This window comes from Pseudomonas viridiflava (assembly GCF_003702045.1).
GTDB classification, from domain to species: Bacteria; Pseudomonadota; Gammaproteobacteria; order Pseudomonadales; family Pseudomonadaceae; genus Aquipseudomonas; species Aquipseudomonas viridiflava_C.
Map to the genome: position 1 here is coordinate 47,495 of NZ_RBTP01000012.1, position 17,671 is coordinate 65,165.

13 protein-coding genes are annotated in these 17,671 nt (G+C 58.8%); 6 read left to right on the plus strand and 7 right to left on the minus strand.

Features of this window, described 5'->3' with window-relative positions:
* The 6 genes from ALP40_RS02410 to gloB form a co-directional block, all read right to left on the minus strand.
* On the minus strand, window positions 1–1,020 hold the full coding sequence (locus tag ALP40_RS02410) for an ABC transporter permease (RefSeq protein ID WP_122206692.1): 1,020 nt from the start codon (window positions 1,018–1,020) through the stop codon (window positions 1–3).
* A gap of 1 nt (window position 1,021) precedes the next feature.
* A complete protein-coding gene (locus ALP40_RS02415; RefSeq protein ID WP_122206693.1) occupies window positions 1,022–2,095 on the minus strand; it encodes a microcin C ABC transporter permease YejB in 1,074 nt (357 codons plus the stop codon).
* Between the two features lies 1 nt (window position 2,096).
* The gene (locus tag ALP40_RS02420) at window positions 2,097–3,953 is read right to left on the minus strand and encodes an extracellular solute-binding protein (RefSeq protein ID WP_122206694.1); all 1,857 of its coding nucleotides are present in this window, start codon (window positions 3,951–3,953) and stop codon (window positions 2,097–2,099) included.
* Entirely contained in the window at window positions 3,950–5,779 is a 1,830-nt protein-coding gene (locus tag ALP40_RS02425) for an extracellular solute-binding protein (protein ID WP_122206695.1), read from the minus strand. Before ALP40_RS02425 ends, ALP40_RS02420 begins: the two co-directional genes overlap by 4 nt.
* A 182-nt stretch (window positions 5,780–5,961) precedes the next feature.
* Window positions 5,962–7,554, minus strand: a complete 1,593-nt coding sequence (locus tag ALP40_RS02430) for a LysM peptidoglycan-binding domain-containing protein (RefSeq protein ID WP_122206696.1) — start codon at window positions 7,552–7,554, stop codon at window positions 5,962–5,964.
* A 99-nt stretch (window positions 7,555–7,653) separates the two neighbouring features.
* Window positions 7,654–8,433, minus strand: a complete 780-nt coding sequence (gene gloB, locus ALP40_RS02435; RefSeq protein WP_122206697.1) for a hydroxyacylglutathione hydrolase — start codon at window positions 8,431–8,433, stop codon at window positions 7,654–7,656.
* Between the two features lie 81 nt (window positions 8,434–8,514).
* On the opposite strand from gloB, the gene ALP40_RS02440 reads away from it, so the two are divergent.
* From ALP40_RS02440 to ALP40_RS02455, 4 genes are all read left to right on the plus strand, one after another.
* Window positions 8,515–9,273 (plus strand): methyltransferase domain-containing protein, encoded by a 759-nt coding sequence (locus tag ALP40_RS02440; RefSeq protein WP_122206698.1) that lies wholly within the window; start codon window positions 8,515–8,517, stop codon window positions 9,271–9,273.
* Window positions 9,274–9,317: 44 nt separating this feature from the next.
* Entirely contained in the window at window positions 9,318–9,770 is a 453-nt protein-coding gene (rnhA, locus tag ALP40_RS02445; protein ID WP_024687909.1) for a ribonuclease HI, read from the plus strand.
* A gap of 92 nt (window positions 9,771–9,862) precedes the next feature.
* Window positions 9,863–10,642 (plus strand): DNA polymerase III subunit epsilon, encoded by a 780-nt coding sequence (gene dnaQ / locus ALP40_RS02450; RefSeq protein ID WP_122206699.1) that lies wholly within the window; start codon window positions 9,863–9,865, stop codon window positions 10,640–10,642.
* Between the two features lie 22 nt (window positions 10,643–10,664).
* Window positions 10,665–11,222 (plus strand): GNAT family N-acetyltransferase, encoded by a 558-nt coding sequence (locus tag ALP40_RS02455; RefSeq protein WP_122206700.1) that lies wholly within the window; start codon window positions 10,665–10,667, stop codon window positions 11,220–11,222.
* 31 nt (window positions 11,223–11,253) lie between these two features.
* Here ALP40_RS02455 and ALP40_RS02460 read toward each other — a convergent pair whose 3' ends face one another.
* Window positions 11,254–11,469: a hypothetical protein gene (locus ALP40_RS02460; RefSeq protein ID WP_122206701.1), complete on the minus strand. Its 216-nt coding sequence runs from the start codon at window positions 11,467–11,469 to the stop codon at window positions 11,254–11,256.
* Between the two features lie 211 nt (window positions 11,470–11,680).
* Here ALP40_RS02460 and ALP40_RS02465 point away from each other — a divergent pair, with 211 nt between their 5' ends.
* Window positions 11,681–12,241, plus strand: a complete 561-nt coding sequence (locus ALP40_RS02465; protein ID WP_122206702.1) for an NADPH-dependent FMN reductase — start codon at window positions 11,681–11,683, stop codon at window positions 12,239–12,241.
* A gap of 169 nt (window positions 12,242–12,410) precedes the next feature.
* Complete coding sequence (locus tag ALP40_RS02470; protein WP_122206703.1) at window positions 12,411–17,645, plus strand: dermonecrotic toxin domain-containing protein; 5,235 nt, start codon at window positions 12,411–12,413, stop codon at window positions 17,643–17,645.
* Window positions 17,646–17,671 lie beyond the last annotated feature (26 nt).

A 17,671-nucleotide genomic window follows, 5' to 3' on the forward strand; every position in this document is an offset into this window, starting at 1 on the left:
TTATTTCCTTGGGTCGAAAGCATCGCGGGCGGATTCGCCGATGAATACCAGCAAGCTCAACATCAGGGCCAGCACTGCAAAAGCGCTGATACCCAGCCAGGGTGCCTGCAAATTGGATTTGCCCTGCGCAACCAGCTCACCCAGCGAAGGCGAGCCGGCGGGCAGGCCGAAACCCAGGAAGTCCAGTGCCGTCAGGGTGCCGATTGCGCCGGTCAGAATGAACGGCATGAAGGTCATGGTCGAGACCATTGCGTTGGGCAGAATGTGGCGGAACATGATTGCGCCGTTCTCCATGCCCAGCGCCCTGGCGGCACGCACGTATTCCAGGTTGCGCCCACGCAGGAACTCGGCACGCACCACATCCACCAGGCCCATCCATGAAAACAGCAGCATGATGCCCAGCAGCCACCAGAAGTTGGGCTGCACGAAGCTGGCCAGGATGATCAGCAGATACAGCACTGGCAACCCGGACCAGACCTCCAGAAACCGCTGGCCCAGCAAATCGACCCAGCCGCCATAGAAGCCCTGCAGCGCACCGGCGACCACGCCAATGATGGAGCTGAGAATGGTCAGGGTCAGGGCGAACAGAACCGAGACTCTGAAGCCGTAGATGACACGTGCCAGCACATCACGTCCCTGGTCGTCGGTGCCCAGCAGGTTCTCGCGTGAAGGCGGAGCAGGGGCTGGCACTTTCAGGTCGTAATTGATGCTCTGGTAGCTGAAAGGGATCGGTGCCCAGAGGGTCCAGCCATCTTTGGCGGCCAGCAGCTCTTTGATATACGGGCTCTTGTAGTTGGCTTCCAGGGGGAATTCGCCGCCAAAGGTGGTTTCCGGATAGCGTTCGAAGACCGGGAAATACCAATGCCCGTCGTAGCGCACGGCCAGCGGTTTGTCGTTGGCGATCAGTTCGGCACCCAGGCTCAGGCCAAACAGCAGCAGAAACAGCCACAGCGACCACCAGCCACGTTTATTGGCCTTGAACAGTTCGAAGCGGCGGCGATTGAGAGGAGACAACTTCATATCAATGCTTCCTGCTTTCAAAGTCGATGCGCGGGTCTACCAGCGTGTAGGTGATGTCGCCGATCAGCTTCACCACCAGACCCAGCAGGGTGAAAATGAACAGTGTTCCGAAGACCACCGGATAGTCGCGGTTGATGGCGGCTTCGAAGCTCATCAGGCCCAGGCCGTCGAGCGAGAAGATCACTTCCACCAGTAGCGAGCCGGTAAAGAAGATGCCCATGAACGCGGCGGGGAAGCCGGCAATCACCAGCAGCATCGCGTTGCGGAACACATGACCGTACAGCACTTTGTGGTTGCTCAGGCCTTTGGCCTTGGCGGTCGTGACGTACTGTTTGCTGATTTCGTCGAGGAAGCTGTTCTTGGTCAGCAGGGTCATGGTTGCAAAGTTGCCGATCACCAGCGCCGTGACAGGCAGGACCAAGTGCCAGAAGTAATCGAGGATCTTGCCTGCCGTGCTCAGTTCGTCGAAGTTGTTCGACGTGAGCCCGCGTAGCGGGAACCAGTTGAAGTAGCTGCCGCCGGAAAACACCACGATCAGCAGGATGGCGAACAGGAACGCCGGTATCGCGTAGCCGACAATGATTGCCGAACTGGTCCAGACATCAAAGTGGCTGCCGTGGCGCGTCGCCTTGGCGATGCCCAGCGGGATCGACACCAGGTACATGATCAGCGTACTCCACAGCCCGAGCGAGATCGAAACCGGCATCTTTTCGACGATCAGGTCGATCACCTTGGCGTCCCTGAAGAAGCTGTCGCCGAAATCCAGCGTGGCGTAGTTCTTGATCATGATCCACAGGCGTTCGGGCGCGGACTTGTCGAAGCCGTACATGCGCTCGATTTCCTTGATCAGCGCCGGATCGAGGCCCTGGGCCCCTCGGTAATTCGACCCCGCCACCGAGACTTCTGCGCCACCCCCGGCAATGCGGCTGGTGGCGCCGTCGAAACCCTCGATCTTGGCGATCATTTGCTCCACCGGTCCGCCGGGCGCGGCCTGGATAATAATGAAGTTGATGATCAGGATGCCGAACAGGGTCGGAATGATCAGCAGCAGCCGTCGCAGAATATAGGCCAGCATGTTATTGCTCCGTGCTCGCGGGGGCAGCCTGGTCAGGGGGCGGCTGGCTTGGTGTGGCGGGTGGGGTGTCAGGCTTGACCCACCAGGTCATCAGGCCGATGTCCGACAGTGCCTTGGCCTGCGGGTGGTCGAGATGGTTCCAGTACGCCACGCGCCAGGTCTTGATGTGCCAGTTCGGCACGATGTAGAAGCCCCACAGCAATACCCGGTCCAATGCCTTTGTGTGGTTGATCAGGCTCTGTCTGGAATCTGCATTGATCAGGCCGCTCACCAGCGTATCGATCGCAGGATCCTTCAGGCCCATGAAGTTGCGGCTGCCGGGGTTGTCGGCACTGGATGAATCAAAATAGACGCGCTGTTCGTTACCCGGCGAGCTGGATTGCGGGAAGCTGCTGACGATCATGTCGTAGTCACGCGAGCGCAGTCGGTTAATGTATTGCGACACGTCGGCGCGGCGAATCACCAGTTCGATGCCCAAATCGCTCAGGTTGCGCTTGTAGGGCAACAGGATGCGTTCGAATTCGGTCTGGGCAATCAGGAACTCCAGTTTGACCGGGTTGCCTTGGGCATCGACCATCTTGTCATCGACGATTTTCCATCCTGCTTCCTGCAACAGCTGAAACGCACGGCGCTGCTGCGGACGAATCATGCCGCTGCCATCGGTCACCGGCAGCGTGAAGGCGTCGGTGAACACCCGGTCCGGAACCTTGCCGCGCAACGGCTCCAGGATCTTCAGTTCTTCAGGAGAGGGCAGGCCGCTGGAGGCCATTTCCGAATTGTCGAAATAGCTCTTTGTACGGCTGTAGGAGCCGTTGAACAACTGCTTGTTGGTCCACTCGAAGTCCAGCAGCAGGGTCAGCGCTTCACGCACGCGGACGTCCTGGAACACCGGTTTACGCAGGTTGAAGATGAAGCCCTGCATGCCCGTCGGGTTGCCGTTGGGAAGCTCTTCCTGGATAAGTTTTCCAGCCTTGACCGCAGGGGTGTTGTACGCCGTAGCCCAGTTCTTGGCGCTGGTTTCTATCCAGTAATCGAATTGCCCGGCTTTTCCCGCTTCCAGTGCCACGGTGTTGTCGCGGTAGTAATCGGTGGTCAATACGTCGAAGTTGTAGAAGCCTTTGTTGATCGGCAGGTCCTTGGCCCAGTAATCCTTGACCCGCTCATAGCGCACCGAGCGCCCGGCTTTGACGTCTGCGACCTTGTAAGGCCCGCTGCCCAGCGGGAAATCCAGATTGCCCTTGCTGAAATCGCGGGTGGCCCAGAAGTGCTTTGGCAGCACGGGCAGTTGCCCGAGGATCAGCGGCATCTCGCGGCTGCCCTTGTGTTTGAACTTGAACAGCACGCGTAACGGATCTTCGACGACAACTTGGTCAACATCGGCGTAATACCCTCTGTACATGGGTGAGCCGTGCTCCATCAGGGTCTTGAAGCTGAACTCCACGTCTTCGGCGCGAATGGGATGACCGTCGTGGAAGCGTGCTTCGGGGCGCAGATAGAAACGGACCCAGCTGTTGTCCGGGGCCTTTTCGATCTTGGCTGCGATCAGCCCGTATTCGCTGAACGGCTCGTCCAGACTGGCGCGGGCAAGGGTGTCATAGATCAGGCCGATGTCATCCGCCGCCACGCCTTTGTTGATGAACGGGTTAAGGCTGTCAAACCCGCCGAAACCCGCCTGGCGGAGTGTCCCGCCCTTGGGCGCGTCCGGGTTCACATAATCGAAATGTTTGAAGTCGGCCGGGTATTTGGGCGCTTCGTCGTACAGCGTCACAGCGTGCTGAGGCGCAGCCTGTACGGAGCATGCCGCACCCGCGAGTAGCAGAGCGGCGGCCCGCAAGCGCAAAGCGTGCAATGGGTTCATCGGGGCTTCTCCAGAGACTTGAGCCACCACGCACGCAGCCCCAAGGTGTAGGGCGGGGTGGTGACCATAGCGAATCGGTTGCGATAGGCAAGGCGATGATTGTTCAGGTACCAGTTGGGAATGCTGTAGTGCTGGGATAACAGCACACGATCCAGCGCCCGGGCAGTGGAGACCTGTTCATCGCGGGTTTGGGCGGCGAGCAGTTTATTGAGCAGGCCATCCACCACCGGGTTGGCGACGCCTGCATAGTTTTTGCTGCCGTGGATGGCGGCCTGACTGGAGTGGAAATATTGCCACTGCTCAAGGCCGGGGCTGAGCGTCTGTTGCAGCGTCATGAGAATCATGTCGAAGTCGAAGCTATCCAAACGCTGTTTGTACTGCGCGCGATCCACGGTGCGCAGGCCGGCATTGATGCCCACACGACGCAGGTCTTCGATGTAGGGCAGCAGGATGCGTTCCAGGCTGGGATTGACCAGCAGAATCTCGAAGCGCAGTGGCTGATTGTCGCCATTGAGCAAGCCTTTGTCGGTCAGCTTCCAACCCGCACTGCTCAGCAGGGCCAGCGCCTTGCGCAGGGTTTCACGCGGGATTCCACCGCCATCGGTCTTCGAAGGCGTGAACGGCTGAGTAAAGAGGCTGGGCGGCAGTTGATCACGATAAGGCGCCAGCGCCAGCCATTCGCCGCCCGTTGGCAGCCCGGTGGCCGAGAACTCACTGTTCGGGTAATAGCTGACAGCGCGCTGGTAGGCGTCGCTGAACAGGGTGCGGTTGGTCCACTCGAAATTGAACAGCAGGCTCAGCGCCTCCCGAACACGGACGTCGGCAAATGCCGCGCGGCGGGTGTTCATGAACAACCCCTGAGTCTGGGTCGGGATCCGGTGCGGTATTTGCGCCTTGATCACGTCACCATTCACAACCGCCGGGAAGTTATAGCCATTGGCCCAGTTCTTGGCCTGATGCTCGATATAAATGTCGAACTCGCCCGCTTTGAAGGCTTCGAACGCCACATCGTTGTCCCGGTAAAACTCCACGTCAACGCGGTCGAAATTGTATTTGCCGCGGTTGACCGGCAGGTCTTTGCCCCAGTAATCCTTGACCCGTTCGAAGATCAGTTGGCGTCCTGGCTTGACCCGAGTGATGCGATAAGGGCCGCTGCCCAGTGGCGGCTCGAAGGTGGTGGCCTTGAAGTCGCGGTCTTTCCAGTAATGCTGCGGCAGCACGGGCAGTTCGCCCAAGCGCAGGATCAACAGCGGGTTGCCGGCACGTTTGAACACGAAGCGAATGCGATGGCGGTCGAGAATGTCGACACGCTGCACTTCCTGCAAGGCGGTGCGGTATTGAGGATGACCGTCCTTGAGCAATGTGCGGTAGGAGAACGCCACGTCGTAAGCGGTGATTGGCTTGCCATCGTGAAAGCGGGCTTGGGGCCGGATGTTGAACACCACCCAGCTGCGGTCTTCGCTGTATTCGACAGACTGGGCGATCAGGCCGTAACTGGAGGTCGGTTCATCGCCGGAGGGGTCGTACTGTCCTGTGCCGACCATCAGTGTTTCGTTCAACTCACTGACGCCGTATTGCAGGAAATTACCGGTCGATACCGGACTTGTGCCCTTGAAGGTGTAGGGGTTGAGCGTGTCGAATGTGCCGAACGCCATCATTCTCAGGGTGCCACCCTTCGGCGCCTCGGGATTGACCCAGTCGAAATGAGTGAAGCTGGCCGGGTACTTGAGGACGCCAAACTGCGCATAACCGTGACTTTCGGTGATGGCTGCGTTGGCGCAGAAGCTCAAGGCCAGACTGACGATTAGCAGGAAGGGACGTATCACGATCCAGGCGACTTGGGCTTTCGGGTCGCTAACAGTAACAGCTTGTCCCGGCAGGAAAAAGACTGGCGAAGGCTGCACGGCCGCAGAGGTGCTGGGTGCTGGTATTCAGGTCAATTTCAGAATGTGACGCGGACCCCGCAGAAACAGGCCATGCAAGCAGTGGCCTGTTTCTGCGCAATGCATCAGTGCGGCAGATAAACCGTCAGGGTCTGGCCTGGCTTGAGTGCCTGGCCGGTACGCGGATTCCAGCGCTTGAGATGTTGCATCTCGACATTGAAGCGCTTGGCGACCAGGTACATCGAGTCGCCTTTCTGGATCTTGTACTGCATGGATTTCTTCTCGCCGTCCTTGCTGCTGGCGCTGGCGACGGTCTTGCTGTCGGACTTGCCGGTGTCCTGCATCACCAGGGTCTGACCGATCTTGAGCTTCTTGCCGGACAGTTTGTTCCAGCGCTGAAGGTCTTCCACGTCGACCTTGTTGGCTTGTGCGATGGTGGTCAGGTTGTCGCCATTCTTCACCTTATAGGTGCGGCTGCGAGCAGGCTTTTCATTGCGGGCCAACGCTTCGAACACCGGCTGCGACGTGTTCAGACCCGGCTTGACGGGGATGGTCAGGGATTGGCCTGCTTTCAGGCGATTGCCTGCCAGCTTGTTGTTGCTTTTGATCGAGCTGACGGTCACCTGGTAACGACTGGCCAGGCTTTCCAGCGTATCGCCACGACGAACGCGATACGGTTGCCAGGCAACGAGTTCTTCCTGCTTCATGGTCGACAGGCTTGCCGTCAACAGTTGCGCCTTGGACGTAGGCACCAGCAAATGCTGAGGACCATCGATGGTCAGGCGCTTCTTGAAAGCGGGGTTGAGCTGGATGAGCTCGTCTTCGTCGATATCTGCTGCGCTGGCGACCTTGGACAGGTCCACACGCTTGTTGAGTTCGACGACTTCGAAATAGGGCTCGTTGGCGATCGGGTTCAGATTGACGCCGTACGCTTCCGGCGACAGAACGACTTGAGACAGCGCGAGCAACTTGGGCACGTAATCACGGGTTTCCTGCGGCAGTGGCAGGTTCCAGTAATCGGTCGGCAAATTGAGCTTGTCGTTGCGTTCGATAGCGCGGCTGACCGTGCCTTCGCCTGCGTTGTAGGCGGCCAGTGCCAGCAGCCAGTCACCATTGAACATGTCGTGCAGACGTGTCAGGTAATCCAGTGCGGCGACGGTCGAGGCCTGAATATCGCGGCGTCCGTCGTAGAAGTTGGTCTGGCGCAGATTGAAGTAGCGTCCCGTCGAGGGAATGAACTGCCAGAGGCCCACGGCCTGGCTGCGTGAAACCGCCATCGGGTTGTAGGCGCTCTCGATCACCGGGAGCAGGGCAAGCTCCAGCGGCATGTTGCGCTCTTCAAGGCGCTCGACGATGTAGTGCATGTAAAGGCTGCCACGCTCGCCAGCGTTTTCCAGAAAGGAAGGGTTGTTGGCGAACCACAGACGTTGCTGGTCGATACGCGGATTCTGGTCATTACCCTGCTGCAACTGAAACCCTTGGCGCATCCGTTCCCAGACATCCTGGGGCGGGGCCAGTGGCGTGGCAGGCTTGGTGGTCAGAAAAATAGGTTTTTGCTTGATACCGGTGGCCAGATTGGGCGCGCGGTGGGAGCTGGAAGACTCGACATGGGCTGTGCTCTGACAGCCGACCAGAAGCGCACTCGCTGCTACAGCCACGGCCTGGGCCAACCGAGTCAATGCGTCCGAATTTACAGGCTTGCTTATAGATGACGACATTGTTCGGGGGGTACATCCAGACGAAAATGTCGGGCGATTCTAGAAAGCGTGCTGCCGCTGGTCAACCTTTCAGAATTTTATTGCGGTTTGATGGTCGCTTCAAAACGTGTCTTTCCATGCCCTCAGGCTGGCAAAGACTGCACTCTGCGAGGCATTTTCGTGCCCGTCCCGTTCGTCCACTTTTTCTTTAACGGATGTTTCGTGGGCACGAAGGAAGGGGTTGGTGCGTTTTTCCAAGGCTAGATTGGAAGGCAATGTGATGCGATTTTCGTCACGCAGGCGAACCACTAGGGCCAGGCGCTCGGCAATATCCCGATTATCGGGCTCCACGGCCTGAGCGAACTTGAGGTTGCTCAACGTGTACTCGTGGGCACAGTAGATCTGGGTGCTGTCCGGCAGGGCGGCCAGTCGGTCGAGCGATGCGTGCATCTGTTCGGGCGTGCCTTCGAACAGCCTGCCGCAGCCTGCCGCAAACAGGGTATCGCCGCAGAACAGCAAGGGCCTGGTGGCGTCGTCATGGTAGAAGGCTATGTGGCCTAAGGTGTGTCCTGGCACTGCGTGAACCGTAAACTCCAGCCCCAGCACCGTTACGCGGTCATGATCGTTCAGTGCGACATCGCGGGCTGGAATGCTTTCTGCCTGCGGCCCTTGAACCTTGGCACCGCTGACCTGCTTGAGCCGGGCGACACCGCCTACGTGGTCGTTGTGATGATGGGTGATCAGGATGTCGGTGAGCGTGTGATCGGGGTGATCGGCAAGCCAGGCCAGCACGGGCGCTGCGTCTCCCGGATCGACCACGGCGCAGCGTTTGGCCGAAAGGTCTTGTAACAACCAGATGTAGTTGTCATTGAAAGCGGGCAGGGCGTGGATCTGTATCATGGCGCAGTTCGCATCGCAGGGAACAATGGTGCATCTTAGAGTCTGTTGCCGTTGTATGCGAGCACCTCTGGAGGAGAACTCATGACCGATGAAGCGTTCGCTCAGGCTGATCCTGAGTGGCTTGCCTTGATTAGCGCCGCTCGCCAATGGCTGTCCGGCCCACTGGGCCAGCTTCTGCTCGAGGAAGAGCGTCGGGTTCTGGAAGAGGAACTCGGCCGTTACTTTGGCGGCTATCTGGTGCATTACGGGCCCTCGGCAGAAACGCCGCCCGTGGCGCAGCAAGTGCAGCGCAATGTCCGCCTTGGCGCGCCGCTGCCGGGCGTCGAGATCGTGTGCGAAGAGCAGGCCTGGCCCTTGAGCGAGCATGCTGCCGACGTGGTGGTGCTGCAGCATGGTCTGGATTTCTGTCTGTCGCCCCACGGCCTGTTGCGCGAAGCCGCCAGCAGCGTTCGGCCCGGTGGGCATTTGCTGATCATCGGTATCAATCCCTGGAGTGCCTGGGGCGTGCGGCACGTATTTGCCCGCGATGCGTTGCGCAAGGCGCGCTGCATTTCGCCTTCGCGCGTTGCCGACTGGCTTAACCTGCTGGGCTTCGCGCTGGAGAAACGCCGCTTCGGATGCTATCGTCCGCCCCTTGCTTCGGCGGCATGGCAGTCACGTCTGTTAGGGCTGGAAAGCTTTGGCGAAGGGCGGCAAGGCCCCGGTGGCGGCTTCTATCTTCTGGTGGCGCGCAAGCTGGTGGTCGGCCTCAGGCCTCTGCGCCAGGTGCGGCGTGAACCAATGGGCAAGCTGATTCCGCTGCCTATGGCCAAGGTCAGTCGCGCCACCCAGGATTCCTGACTTCTGCTCATGCGAAAGAAGCCCATCATTCCGGAAAGGTTGTAATGAGCGATAGCGTAGAACTCTTCACCGATGGTGCCTGCAAGGGCAATCCCGGCCCCGGCGGCTGGGGCGCCTTGCTGGTGTGCAAGGGCGTCGAAAAAGAGCTGTGGGGTGGCGAGGCCAACACCACCAACAACCGTATGGAGCTGACCGGCGCGATCCGCGGCCTTGAAGAACTCAAGCGTCCGTGTGAGGTGACCCTGGTCACTGACTCGCAGTACGTGATGAAAGGCATCACCGAGTGGATGGTGAACTGGAAAAAGCGTGGCTGGAAGACCGCTGCCAAGGAGCCGGTCAAGAATGCCGACCTCTGGCAGTTACTGGACGAGCAGGTCAGTCGGCATACCGTCAAGTGGCAGTGGGTCCGCGGTCACATCGGCCATCCCGGCAACGAGCGTGCCGACCAGTTGGCCAATCGCGGCGTCGACGAGGTGCGTGGCATCAAGCACGGCTAGGCTGCTTTGCCCCGTTTGCCAAGAGGCGGGATAACAGTCTGGCACGCACTATCGCGTGTTAAGATCGCGGCCTGTAAATGAGGCTACAGTTCATGGCAATGCAAAACACAGACAACAGATCGATCGTACTCGACACCGAAACCACCGGTATGCCGGTGACCGATGGGCACCGCATCATCGAGATCGGTTGTGTCGAGCTGATCGGTCGTCGCCTGACCGGGCGGCATTTTCACGTTTACCTGCAACCCGATCGCGAGAGCGATGAGGGTGCGATCGGCGTACACGGCATCACCAACGAATTTCTGGTCGGCAAGCCGCGTTTTGCCGAAGTCGCCGATGAGTTTTTCGAGTTCATCAAAGGCGCTCAGCTGATCATCCACAACGCGGCGTTCGACGTTGGTTTCATCAACAACGAATTCGCCTTGATGGGCGCGCACGACAAGACCGACATCACACAGCACTGTTCGGTGCTCGACACCCTGATGATGGCTCGCGAGCGGCATCCGGGGCAGCGCAACAGCCTGGACGCCCTCTGCAAGCGCTATGGCGTAGACAACTCGGGTCGTGAGTTGCACGGCGCGTTGCTCGACTCCGAGATTCTGGCCGACGTTTACCTTGCGATGACCGGCGGACAGACTAGTCTTTCGCTGGCGGGCAACGCCTCCGACGGCAACGGCTCGGACGGCAGCGCGAACAATCGCGGCAGCGAAATTCGCCGCTTGCCTGCCAATCGCACGCCTTGCCGCGTGATTCATGCAAGCGAAAGTGAACTGGCAGAGCACGAAGTGCGTATGTCTACCATCGCCAAGGCATCCGGCGCACCTGCGCTGTGGGTGCAGCTACTGGAGGCACAGGCGCAGGCTTCATCCTGACAGCAACCTGCAAAGTGGTGAGATGACTGTGGTAAATCCTGCTCTGAGTATCCGGGTAGCCGATGAGTGCTTCGAGGATTACATCCTCAACAGCGAGTTCACGTTTACAGTGCGTGGTTACGCCACGCCCAGGGTTGGAGAGTGTGTCGAATCCTGGGAAGTCGAGCCGGTCGAGCCTTATCGCAAGAATTACGGTATCGATTCGCAGGAGTTCAGCGATTACCGCAGCGCGTCCGACAGCTCTGTGCTGGTGGCCTGGCTCGATGGCCGTGCGGTGGGGCACATGGTACTCAGCAAGCACTGGAGCGGGTTTGCCTATGTCGACGAGTTGGCTGTTGATGAGTCTGCGCGTCGTCATGGGGTCGCACGTTCACTGCTGGACGTTGCGCAGTTCTGGAGCCGCAAGCGAAACCTGCCCGGCATTACGCTGGAAACCCAGAACAACAATCTGGCAGCCTGCCGATTGTATGAGCAGTGTGGTTTTGTGGTTGGCGGTGTGGACCACATGCGCTACCGAGGCATTGATCCTCAGACCCGAGAAGCGGCAATCTTCTGGTATCTGATCTTCCCCCAGCCCTGACTGCGTTTGATCAGGGCTGATTTTCCAGCCTTTACTGGGTAATGCGGGTCATCTTCACGCCGGACTGAACCAGCTCGAAATCGTCCCCACCCAAATGTTTGACGCGATCGCCGATAGCCAATCGATAGGTCGTCACAGGCTCAAGGCCTTGAGCCTCATTCGGCTGTGACTCCTGAAATTCATGCACGGGGTAAACGCGGCCTTCCGCATCTCTGGCTTGAAATTGACCGACAAGAACTGAAGCCATTTGCTTTGAAACCTCTGAAGCTGAAGATAACTGCTGATTTACGAATCCATCGGCCTGTGTAGACCTCTGATTTATAGGGGAGTTTGCCGCAAACGAAAAAATAGTATGCGCCGGTTTTCCCGGGGGGCGGAATGAAACGGGCTACGGTTCGTCTAAAGCCTGGCCTGTGTTCCATGCCTGATCCTTCCACACTCAGATGACGGATATCTTTATGACCCAGACTCACTCCATTGCCGTGCTGGTCGGCAGCCTGCGAAAAGACTCCATCAACCGCAAGATCGCGCTCGCGCTGGCCGAATTGGCACCTGCCAGCCTTAAGCTCGACATCGTCGAGATTGGTGAGCTGCCGTTGTACAACGAAGACATCGATGGCGCTTCACCTCCACCCGCGTACAGCGCTTTTCGCGATCAGTTGCAAGCTGCCGATGGCCTGCTGTTCGTGACGCCCGAATACAACCGTTCGGTTCCCGGTGCGTTGAAGAATGCAATTGACGTGGGCTCCAGGCCCTACGGCAAAAGTGCGTTCAGCGGCAAACCTGGCGCAGTGATCAGTGCCTCTCCGGGCGCGATCGGCGGATTCGGTGCCAATCATCATCTGCGCCAGTCCCTCGTGTTTCTCGACGTTCCCTGCTTGCAGCAGCCTGAAGCCTATCTGGGTGGCGCAGGGGCTTTTTTTGACGAAACGGGCAAGCTGTCCGACAAGACCCGCCCATTTCTGCAAACCTTCATCGATGCATTCGCGGTGTGGGTAGAGCGTCACAACAAGGCCTGATCCGCAGCCGTGAAACAGCACTACCCGCAGGCGTGCCTTGGCGTCTGCGGGTGTTGCTGTATGTACCGCAGGCTGTTCGACCCTTCTTCATAAACTGTTTCCTTTTTCCTCGCGCAGGCACGCCCTTGTCGGCTGCACGTGATGAGGCCGGATCGGAAGGAAACCGTTCATGTCTGCACCCCTTGCCTATTTTTCCAGCGAATCCCTGCGGGCGCGATTTGTCCGGGATATTGCCGAGGCACTCGACGCGTCTCGAATCAGCAGCCACGAAGGCATGCGGCTGTACCAACTGGCCGAAGAACCACCTCGACCCACGAACGATTCGCCCAGGCTGCGGGTCGACCGGCTGACCATGGAAGACGGGCCGGCTGTCTGCGCCGAACTGGCCGCCGCGTTGCTGTTCAGTGACTCTGACGACAGGGATGCGCCTGTTTTTCTGAGCACGCTGCTGTTCGGCGTCGAGCGTTTTGCCCATCGCAGCGCGCTGCTGTTTGCGCTGCAGTCGCGTTTCAATGAGGTCAACGCCACGTCGGTGATCGAGGCCGAGCGTATTGAGTCGCCTGTGTTCGACGCGCAAACGCGCATGATCATGCGTCAACAGGCAAGTCATCTCCAGCGCCTGTGGACGCAGTTGCATGAACTGCCGGACCTCAGGCAAGCATTGGGGCGTGCGCTGCAGATTGAGCTGAACACCTCGTATTCAACATCCGGCATCAATGTGTTCGACTGCGCTGTGCAGATCATGGACACCCGGCCAGGCACCTTGCCTGCCATGACGCCGGTGGTGGGGACTCAGTCTCTGGTCGATGTTGCAATGGACATGTTCGTGCATGAGCCTCTCCCACCTGGCTTGACGCGTGAGTTCCTGGACGCACGGGGCCAGACGCTTTCCGAGGCGCAGGCAAGCCTGTTGCTGCAATCCGTGTCGGCAGCGATTTCTTCGATTGGCAGCCTGTATGAACAGTCGCTGTCAACGTACTGGAAGGGCCTGCGACAAGGAGGTCGCACTTTGAGGGACGAGTGCGCTGACATGCTCGCCGAGTCTTTTCGTCAGCATGTGCTGTCCGTCCAGGCAAGCGGTGTGACAAGCGATGATGATTATCGACGGTTGCGCTCGCTGCTGCCGTCTTGCCGCGCAGCGTTCGGTTCACAGTCGGTCAGGGTCCGCAGGCTATCGGCTGCTGTTGCCGGACAGGATCCGGTGAAGCTGGTCGGTCTGTTTTTGATCGATTTTCCGACGGACACCGCTTCGGCAGGTTACGTGTATTCGTCGGTGTCGGGCTTCAGGCGCTTCGAGGAAATGGCGCAAGTGAGTGCGCATTTTGCGAGTAAACAGGGGCGTGCCGAATTACTGTTTTATTCCTCCTTGAATGATCATGCGTCCATCAGAGAACAGGGCCCGGTCGAACTGCGCGAGGATCAGGCCAGCGCGGATTTTTTCCACGAGTTCATCGATTCGGTGATCGCGTTGCAGGCGCGCAATCTGCGTCATGTGCTGGCTATGGCGCCCGTCGAGCATGAAAGAGCCTCGGTGCGTGTCGATGATGCTCTGGACATCCGGGCGCTGGTGGACGGGCGCTTGCTCAACCTGCATGACGTGGGACGTTGGCGCCCTGAGGCCATCGTCTTCGATCAGGTGTGGGGTATGGCCGAACACGTCCCTGTCAGGCTGCCGGACAGTCGCTCCCTGCCTTCCGATACCTGGACCGGCAAGTTGAAAAGAATCGAATCATTGCTTGATCGTCTGGACGTTCTGCATGCCGGTGTGGACGGGTGTCTGCGTTATGCGCTGAACAGCTACCTGGCGTTGATCAGTGGTCCGCGTCTCGATGCGCGGGCGCTGTGGGTGGCATCGGACAATGAAGGTGAACCTGCCGTGCGTCTGCTTTCGCTGGCGCTCGACAGGGCCAGCGGTCACGTAACGTCTGCCTTGTCGACCGGCTCGGTACTGGAGGGCGGGCAGACCGCGGTGTCCGATCCGCCTGTGCAACGTCTGCCCGTCACGCTGCTTGAACAGATGCTGAGCTGTGTACTGGCCGACTTCCCTCAGCGTTTCGAGCGGCAGATCGTCGATTTTTACACCCGTCCTGCCCGCCACCTCGACAGACACTTAAGGCCGGGTGCGTTGGCGTGTCTGGTTCGGGAGTACGCCTTGCGTCTTGAGGTATTCATTGAAAAACGGGTCGGCAAGGTCCCCGACTCCGTTCTGCAGAGTGTTCATCAGGTACTGGACAGACCGTTGCCAGCCATGAGGAAGGCGTTGGGGGAGGGGCAGATCGATGCTTTCACGCTTTCGGTCAAATACGGTACGCCAGCGTCCGTTGTCAGCCTGCCCAACACGTTTGTGATGGTCGGCGCGCATAACGCCCCCCCTTATATTTTCTGGTCACTGAACAGAGGACTTGCAAGCTTTGCCTCGCTGGAGGCGCTCAAAGAGCATGTTAAAGCGGGACTTAAAGGCTCCGGCGAGGCTTATGGTCTGCCGCGTCTGCTGGCTGAACCGGATCGACGGGCTCTGCTTGAGCATCGTCGACAGTCAGCCGTATTTGACCCCGAACTGATCCTGCAGCGGATCGACGGGCATTTTGTTGAAGCGCTTCAACGCGGTGAAATTGAACGGCAACGCCAGACTGTGGCGGACAGTTATCGGCGGGGTGTGGAGTGGCAACTGCCGTCGACGCTCTTCAAGAATATGTTGGGCGTTATGGAGCGTGACGACCGAAACCGCAAGGCCTTGAGCAATCTGAGCGTGGCCATTCAGTTCATTGTCAGCCAGGCCATCGTTCCGGTTTGGATGACCACGGCATCGCTGGCTGACCAGATTCTTCTGGTCAACGCCTTGCAACGTTTCTACGTGGCCTGTGTGCAGCAGAAGGATTTTCTGTTCGGTATCCCCAGCCTTTACGAGTATTCACTGGACAACCTGACACGCAGGCTCGAGGCCGACTTCCCCGAGCAATCGATCGATCCGGAAAAAGTCGTGGTCACCCTGACCCATTATGTTCCGGCTCCAACGGCCCCAGGACAAGTGCCCCAGTCGATACCGGCCGCGACCGGTAAACGCAGCGAAAACCTCGTGGAGTATGCCGTCGATCGATTGTCGCCGGGGCTGGAGGGGACTATTTCCGTATCGACCGTACACGGCCAGCCATTGCCGGCGGCATTGAACGCCGGCTCTATCCGCAACCTTGCAGAGTCGCTTGATGTCGCCGCTGGCTATCGACGGCTACTGGGTTCAGAGCTGGTCGAAACGGCCGTCACTTATCCAGAGCGGCGCAAGCTGTTTTTCGAACAGATGCCCGCCCTTGACGTGATGCGGGCGCTCGGCCTCAAGCTCAAGGGGCAACTGTCCGAAACGGCCTGTCTGTTTATCGACGCCGTGCTGAACATGCCTGATGCGATTGCGCGTCTGCCGGTTCAGGGGAAAAAAATTGTGCTGAGTGCGCTGCAATTGCTCCCGGCCAGCGAGGGGTGGGATCCGACAGTGGTGCTCAACACCTACCTGATCGGCCCGGCTCAATCGCAGGAAGGCCCTTGGGTGCTGTATGCGCTTATGCATGATGAGTTTGTGTTCAAGGAGTACCTGGACCAAACCGCGCTGTTGCACGACATACGGACCTCGCCCAGCTTGCAGGCGATGATGCTTGAGCGCATCGAGCCAGGGCTGCGCAAGATTTACGACCGGGGAGGCTTCATGGAGCCGCACGTGCCATTCAGCGTGGAGTCATCGTTCGACCTGCCTTGGGAACGGCCTCAGCCCGTTACGCTGGAGATCGAACCTTATGAAGGCAATGCGCTGCATTTTCTGTTTCAAGGCGCGATGCAAGCGCTCACGCTGCAAGTACGATTGCAGAGTGTGACCAATGCCGAGCATCGGCGTGATGTCGCGCAATACCTTCTGACCCTGGGGGCTGAACAGGTCATGGCGCTCGTGCCGGGACGGCTGGGTGTTCTGGTGGGCTTTTGGCAAAGTCAGACGCTGCTCAACTCATCGGTCGTCTCCGCCAGCAAGCAGCGTTGGGGCAGGGCATTGTCTGAGCTGATGGCTGCACTGAGCGTCATGATTTCCTCCCGGCAGTACCCACAGGCCTCGCCATCTGCGGGAAATGAGGAGTCCGTTTTGCCTTGGGAGGAGGGCATTACGATGGAGCCTGCAGCTGCCGACATCGACACTGAAGCGTCAGACTTTTCCGAGTTTTCCTGGAGTAACAGCTCGCTCACCCAGCAGATACGGAACCGTTTGCGCGCATTCGAAGTTCATGACATTGCTCTGAACACGCTGCATAGGGATGAGATGTTGAACACGTACAACGATCTCATGACGGGCAAGAGATACGCGGCCATCGACGGTAAAGCCTACGAGCTGCTGTCCGATGAAAATGGGTGGTTCATTGTGTGCGATGACATGAGCGGCCCTCCGGTCAGGCTCGATGTGGATCAGCGCTGGAAGCTGGATATCCAGGGCGGGTTGAAGGGCGGAGGGGGCGTCGTGACCCGCCTGGAACGCCGTGTTGTGGACAGCGAGGTGGATGATCTGGTGGTGGTCACTGCCCGTGGCATGGGCGACATTCGTCACGATTTTCCCGAGATGGCGCAAGCCATCGAGGAAGCGCATGTTCAGGCGCGTTTTTATCTGGAGAACTGCCTGGCGAACCTGTCCAGGCAGACGCCCTACGATGCAGTGGACGTGCGAGCGGTCAAAATCCTTGGCGATTTCTTTGGTGAGAAAACCCCGGACGCCAGGATTCATGAGGTGACCCGCCACGCCGTCACGGGTATCTATGAAGCGTTGATGGAGCCGTCCCTATCGACAATCGATTCGTCACGTTATGTGGTATGCGTTAATAAATTGGGCAACGAAGCGTCCAGCGCATTTGTATTCAATGAAGACCCTTTGAAGCGGGTATTCCTGACCGAGCAATTTTTTCGCGTACCCAGCTATCGGCTGAAGCTGCACGCGCAGCGTACGAGCAATTTCAGATTCGGCGCTCACTATCGCGCGTCGATTCTGATCCACGAACTGTCTCACCTCGCGTTGCAAACGGATGACATTGCCTACGTCGACGCCCACGCGCCGTTTATCGACCTGCTGGAAGATGCCCCTGCTTACCGGCTGCGGCTCAGGAATGAGCAGCTTTATCAGCAACAGAAGACCTTGTCTTATCAGACGGATCGCAGCGAGTTGTTCAAACAGCTGGAGGATGGAACGTTACGTGACTTGAGGCGCATCGACGGCAATGCTAAAAGCACGATCCTGCGCATGACCGGCAAGAAAACCCTCGATCAGGCGCGTGATGTCTTTTACGCCGACAGCATCACGCGTACGAACCTCATGCTCAAGAATGCCGACTCCGTGGCGTTGCTGGTGACGTTGCTGGGACGTGAGCGATTCGTCAATCGCTGACCGAACCCCGGTGGCGAGTGTCACCG

Bases quoted from the DNA above. Each gene is read 5' to 3' on its own strand.
- ALP40_RS02410 (WP_122206692.1), bottom strand. From the start codon at position 1,020: ATGAAGTTGTCTCCTCTCAATCGCCGCCGCTTCGAACTGTTCAAGGCC.
- ALP40_RS02415 (WP_122206693.1), bottom strand. From the start codon at position 2,095: ATGCTGGCCTATATTCTGCGACGGCTGCTGCTGATCATTCCGACCCTG.
- ALP40_RS02420 (WP_122206694.1), bottom strand. From the start codon at position 3,953: ATGAACCCATTGCACGCTTTGCGCTTGCGGGCCGCCGCTCTGCTACTC.
- ALP40_RS02430 (WP_122206696.1), bottom strand. From the start codon at position 7,554: ATGTCGTCATCTATAAGCAAGCCTGTAAATTCGGACGCATTGACTCGG.
- gloB (WP_122206697.1), bottom strand. From the start codon at position 8,433: ATGATACAGATCCACGCCCTGCCCGCTTTCAATGACAACTACATCTGG.
- ALP40_RS02440 (WP_122206698.1), top strand. From the start codon at position 8,515: ATGACCGATGAAGCGTTCGCTCAGGCTGATCCTGAGTGGCTTGCCTTG.
- rnhA (WP_024687909.1), top strand. From the start codon at position 9,318: ATGAGCGATAGCGTAGAACTCTTCACCGATGGTGCCTGCAAGGGCAAT.
- dnaQ (WP_122206699.1), top strand. From the start codon at position 9,863: ATGGCAATGCAAAACACAGACAACAGATCGATCGTACTCGACACCGAA.
- ALP40_RS02455 (WP_122206700.1), top strand. From the start codon at position 10,665: ATGACTGTGGTAAATCCTGCTCTGAGTATCCGGGTAGCCGATGAGTGC.
- ALP40_RS02460 (WP_122206701.1), bottom strand. From the start codon at position 11,469: ATGGCTTCAGTTCTTGTCGGTCAATTTCAAGCCAGAGATGCGGAAGGC.
- ALP40_RS02465 (WP_122206702.1), top strand. From the start codon at position 11,681: ATGACCCAGACTCACTCCATTGCCGTGCTGGTCGGCAGCCTGCGAAAA.
- ALP40_RS02470 (WP_122206703.1), top strand. From the start codon at position 12,411: ATGTCTGCACCCCTTGCCTATTTTTCCAGCGAATCCCTGCGGGCGCGA.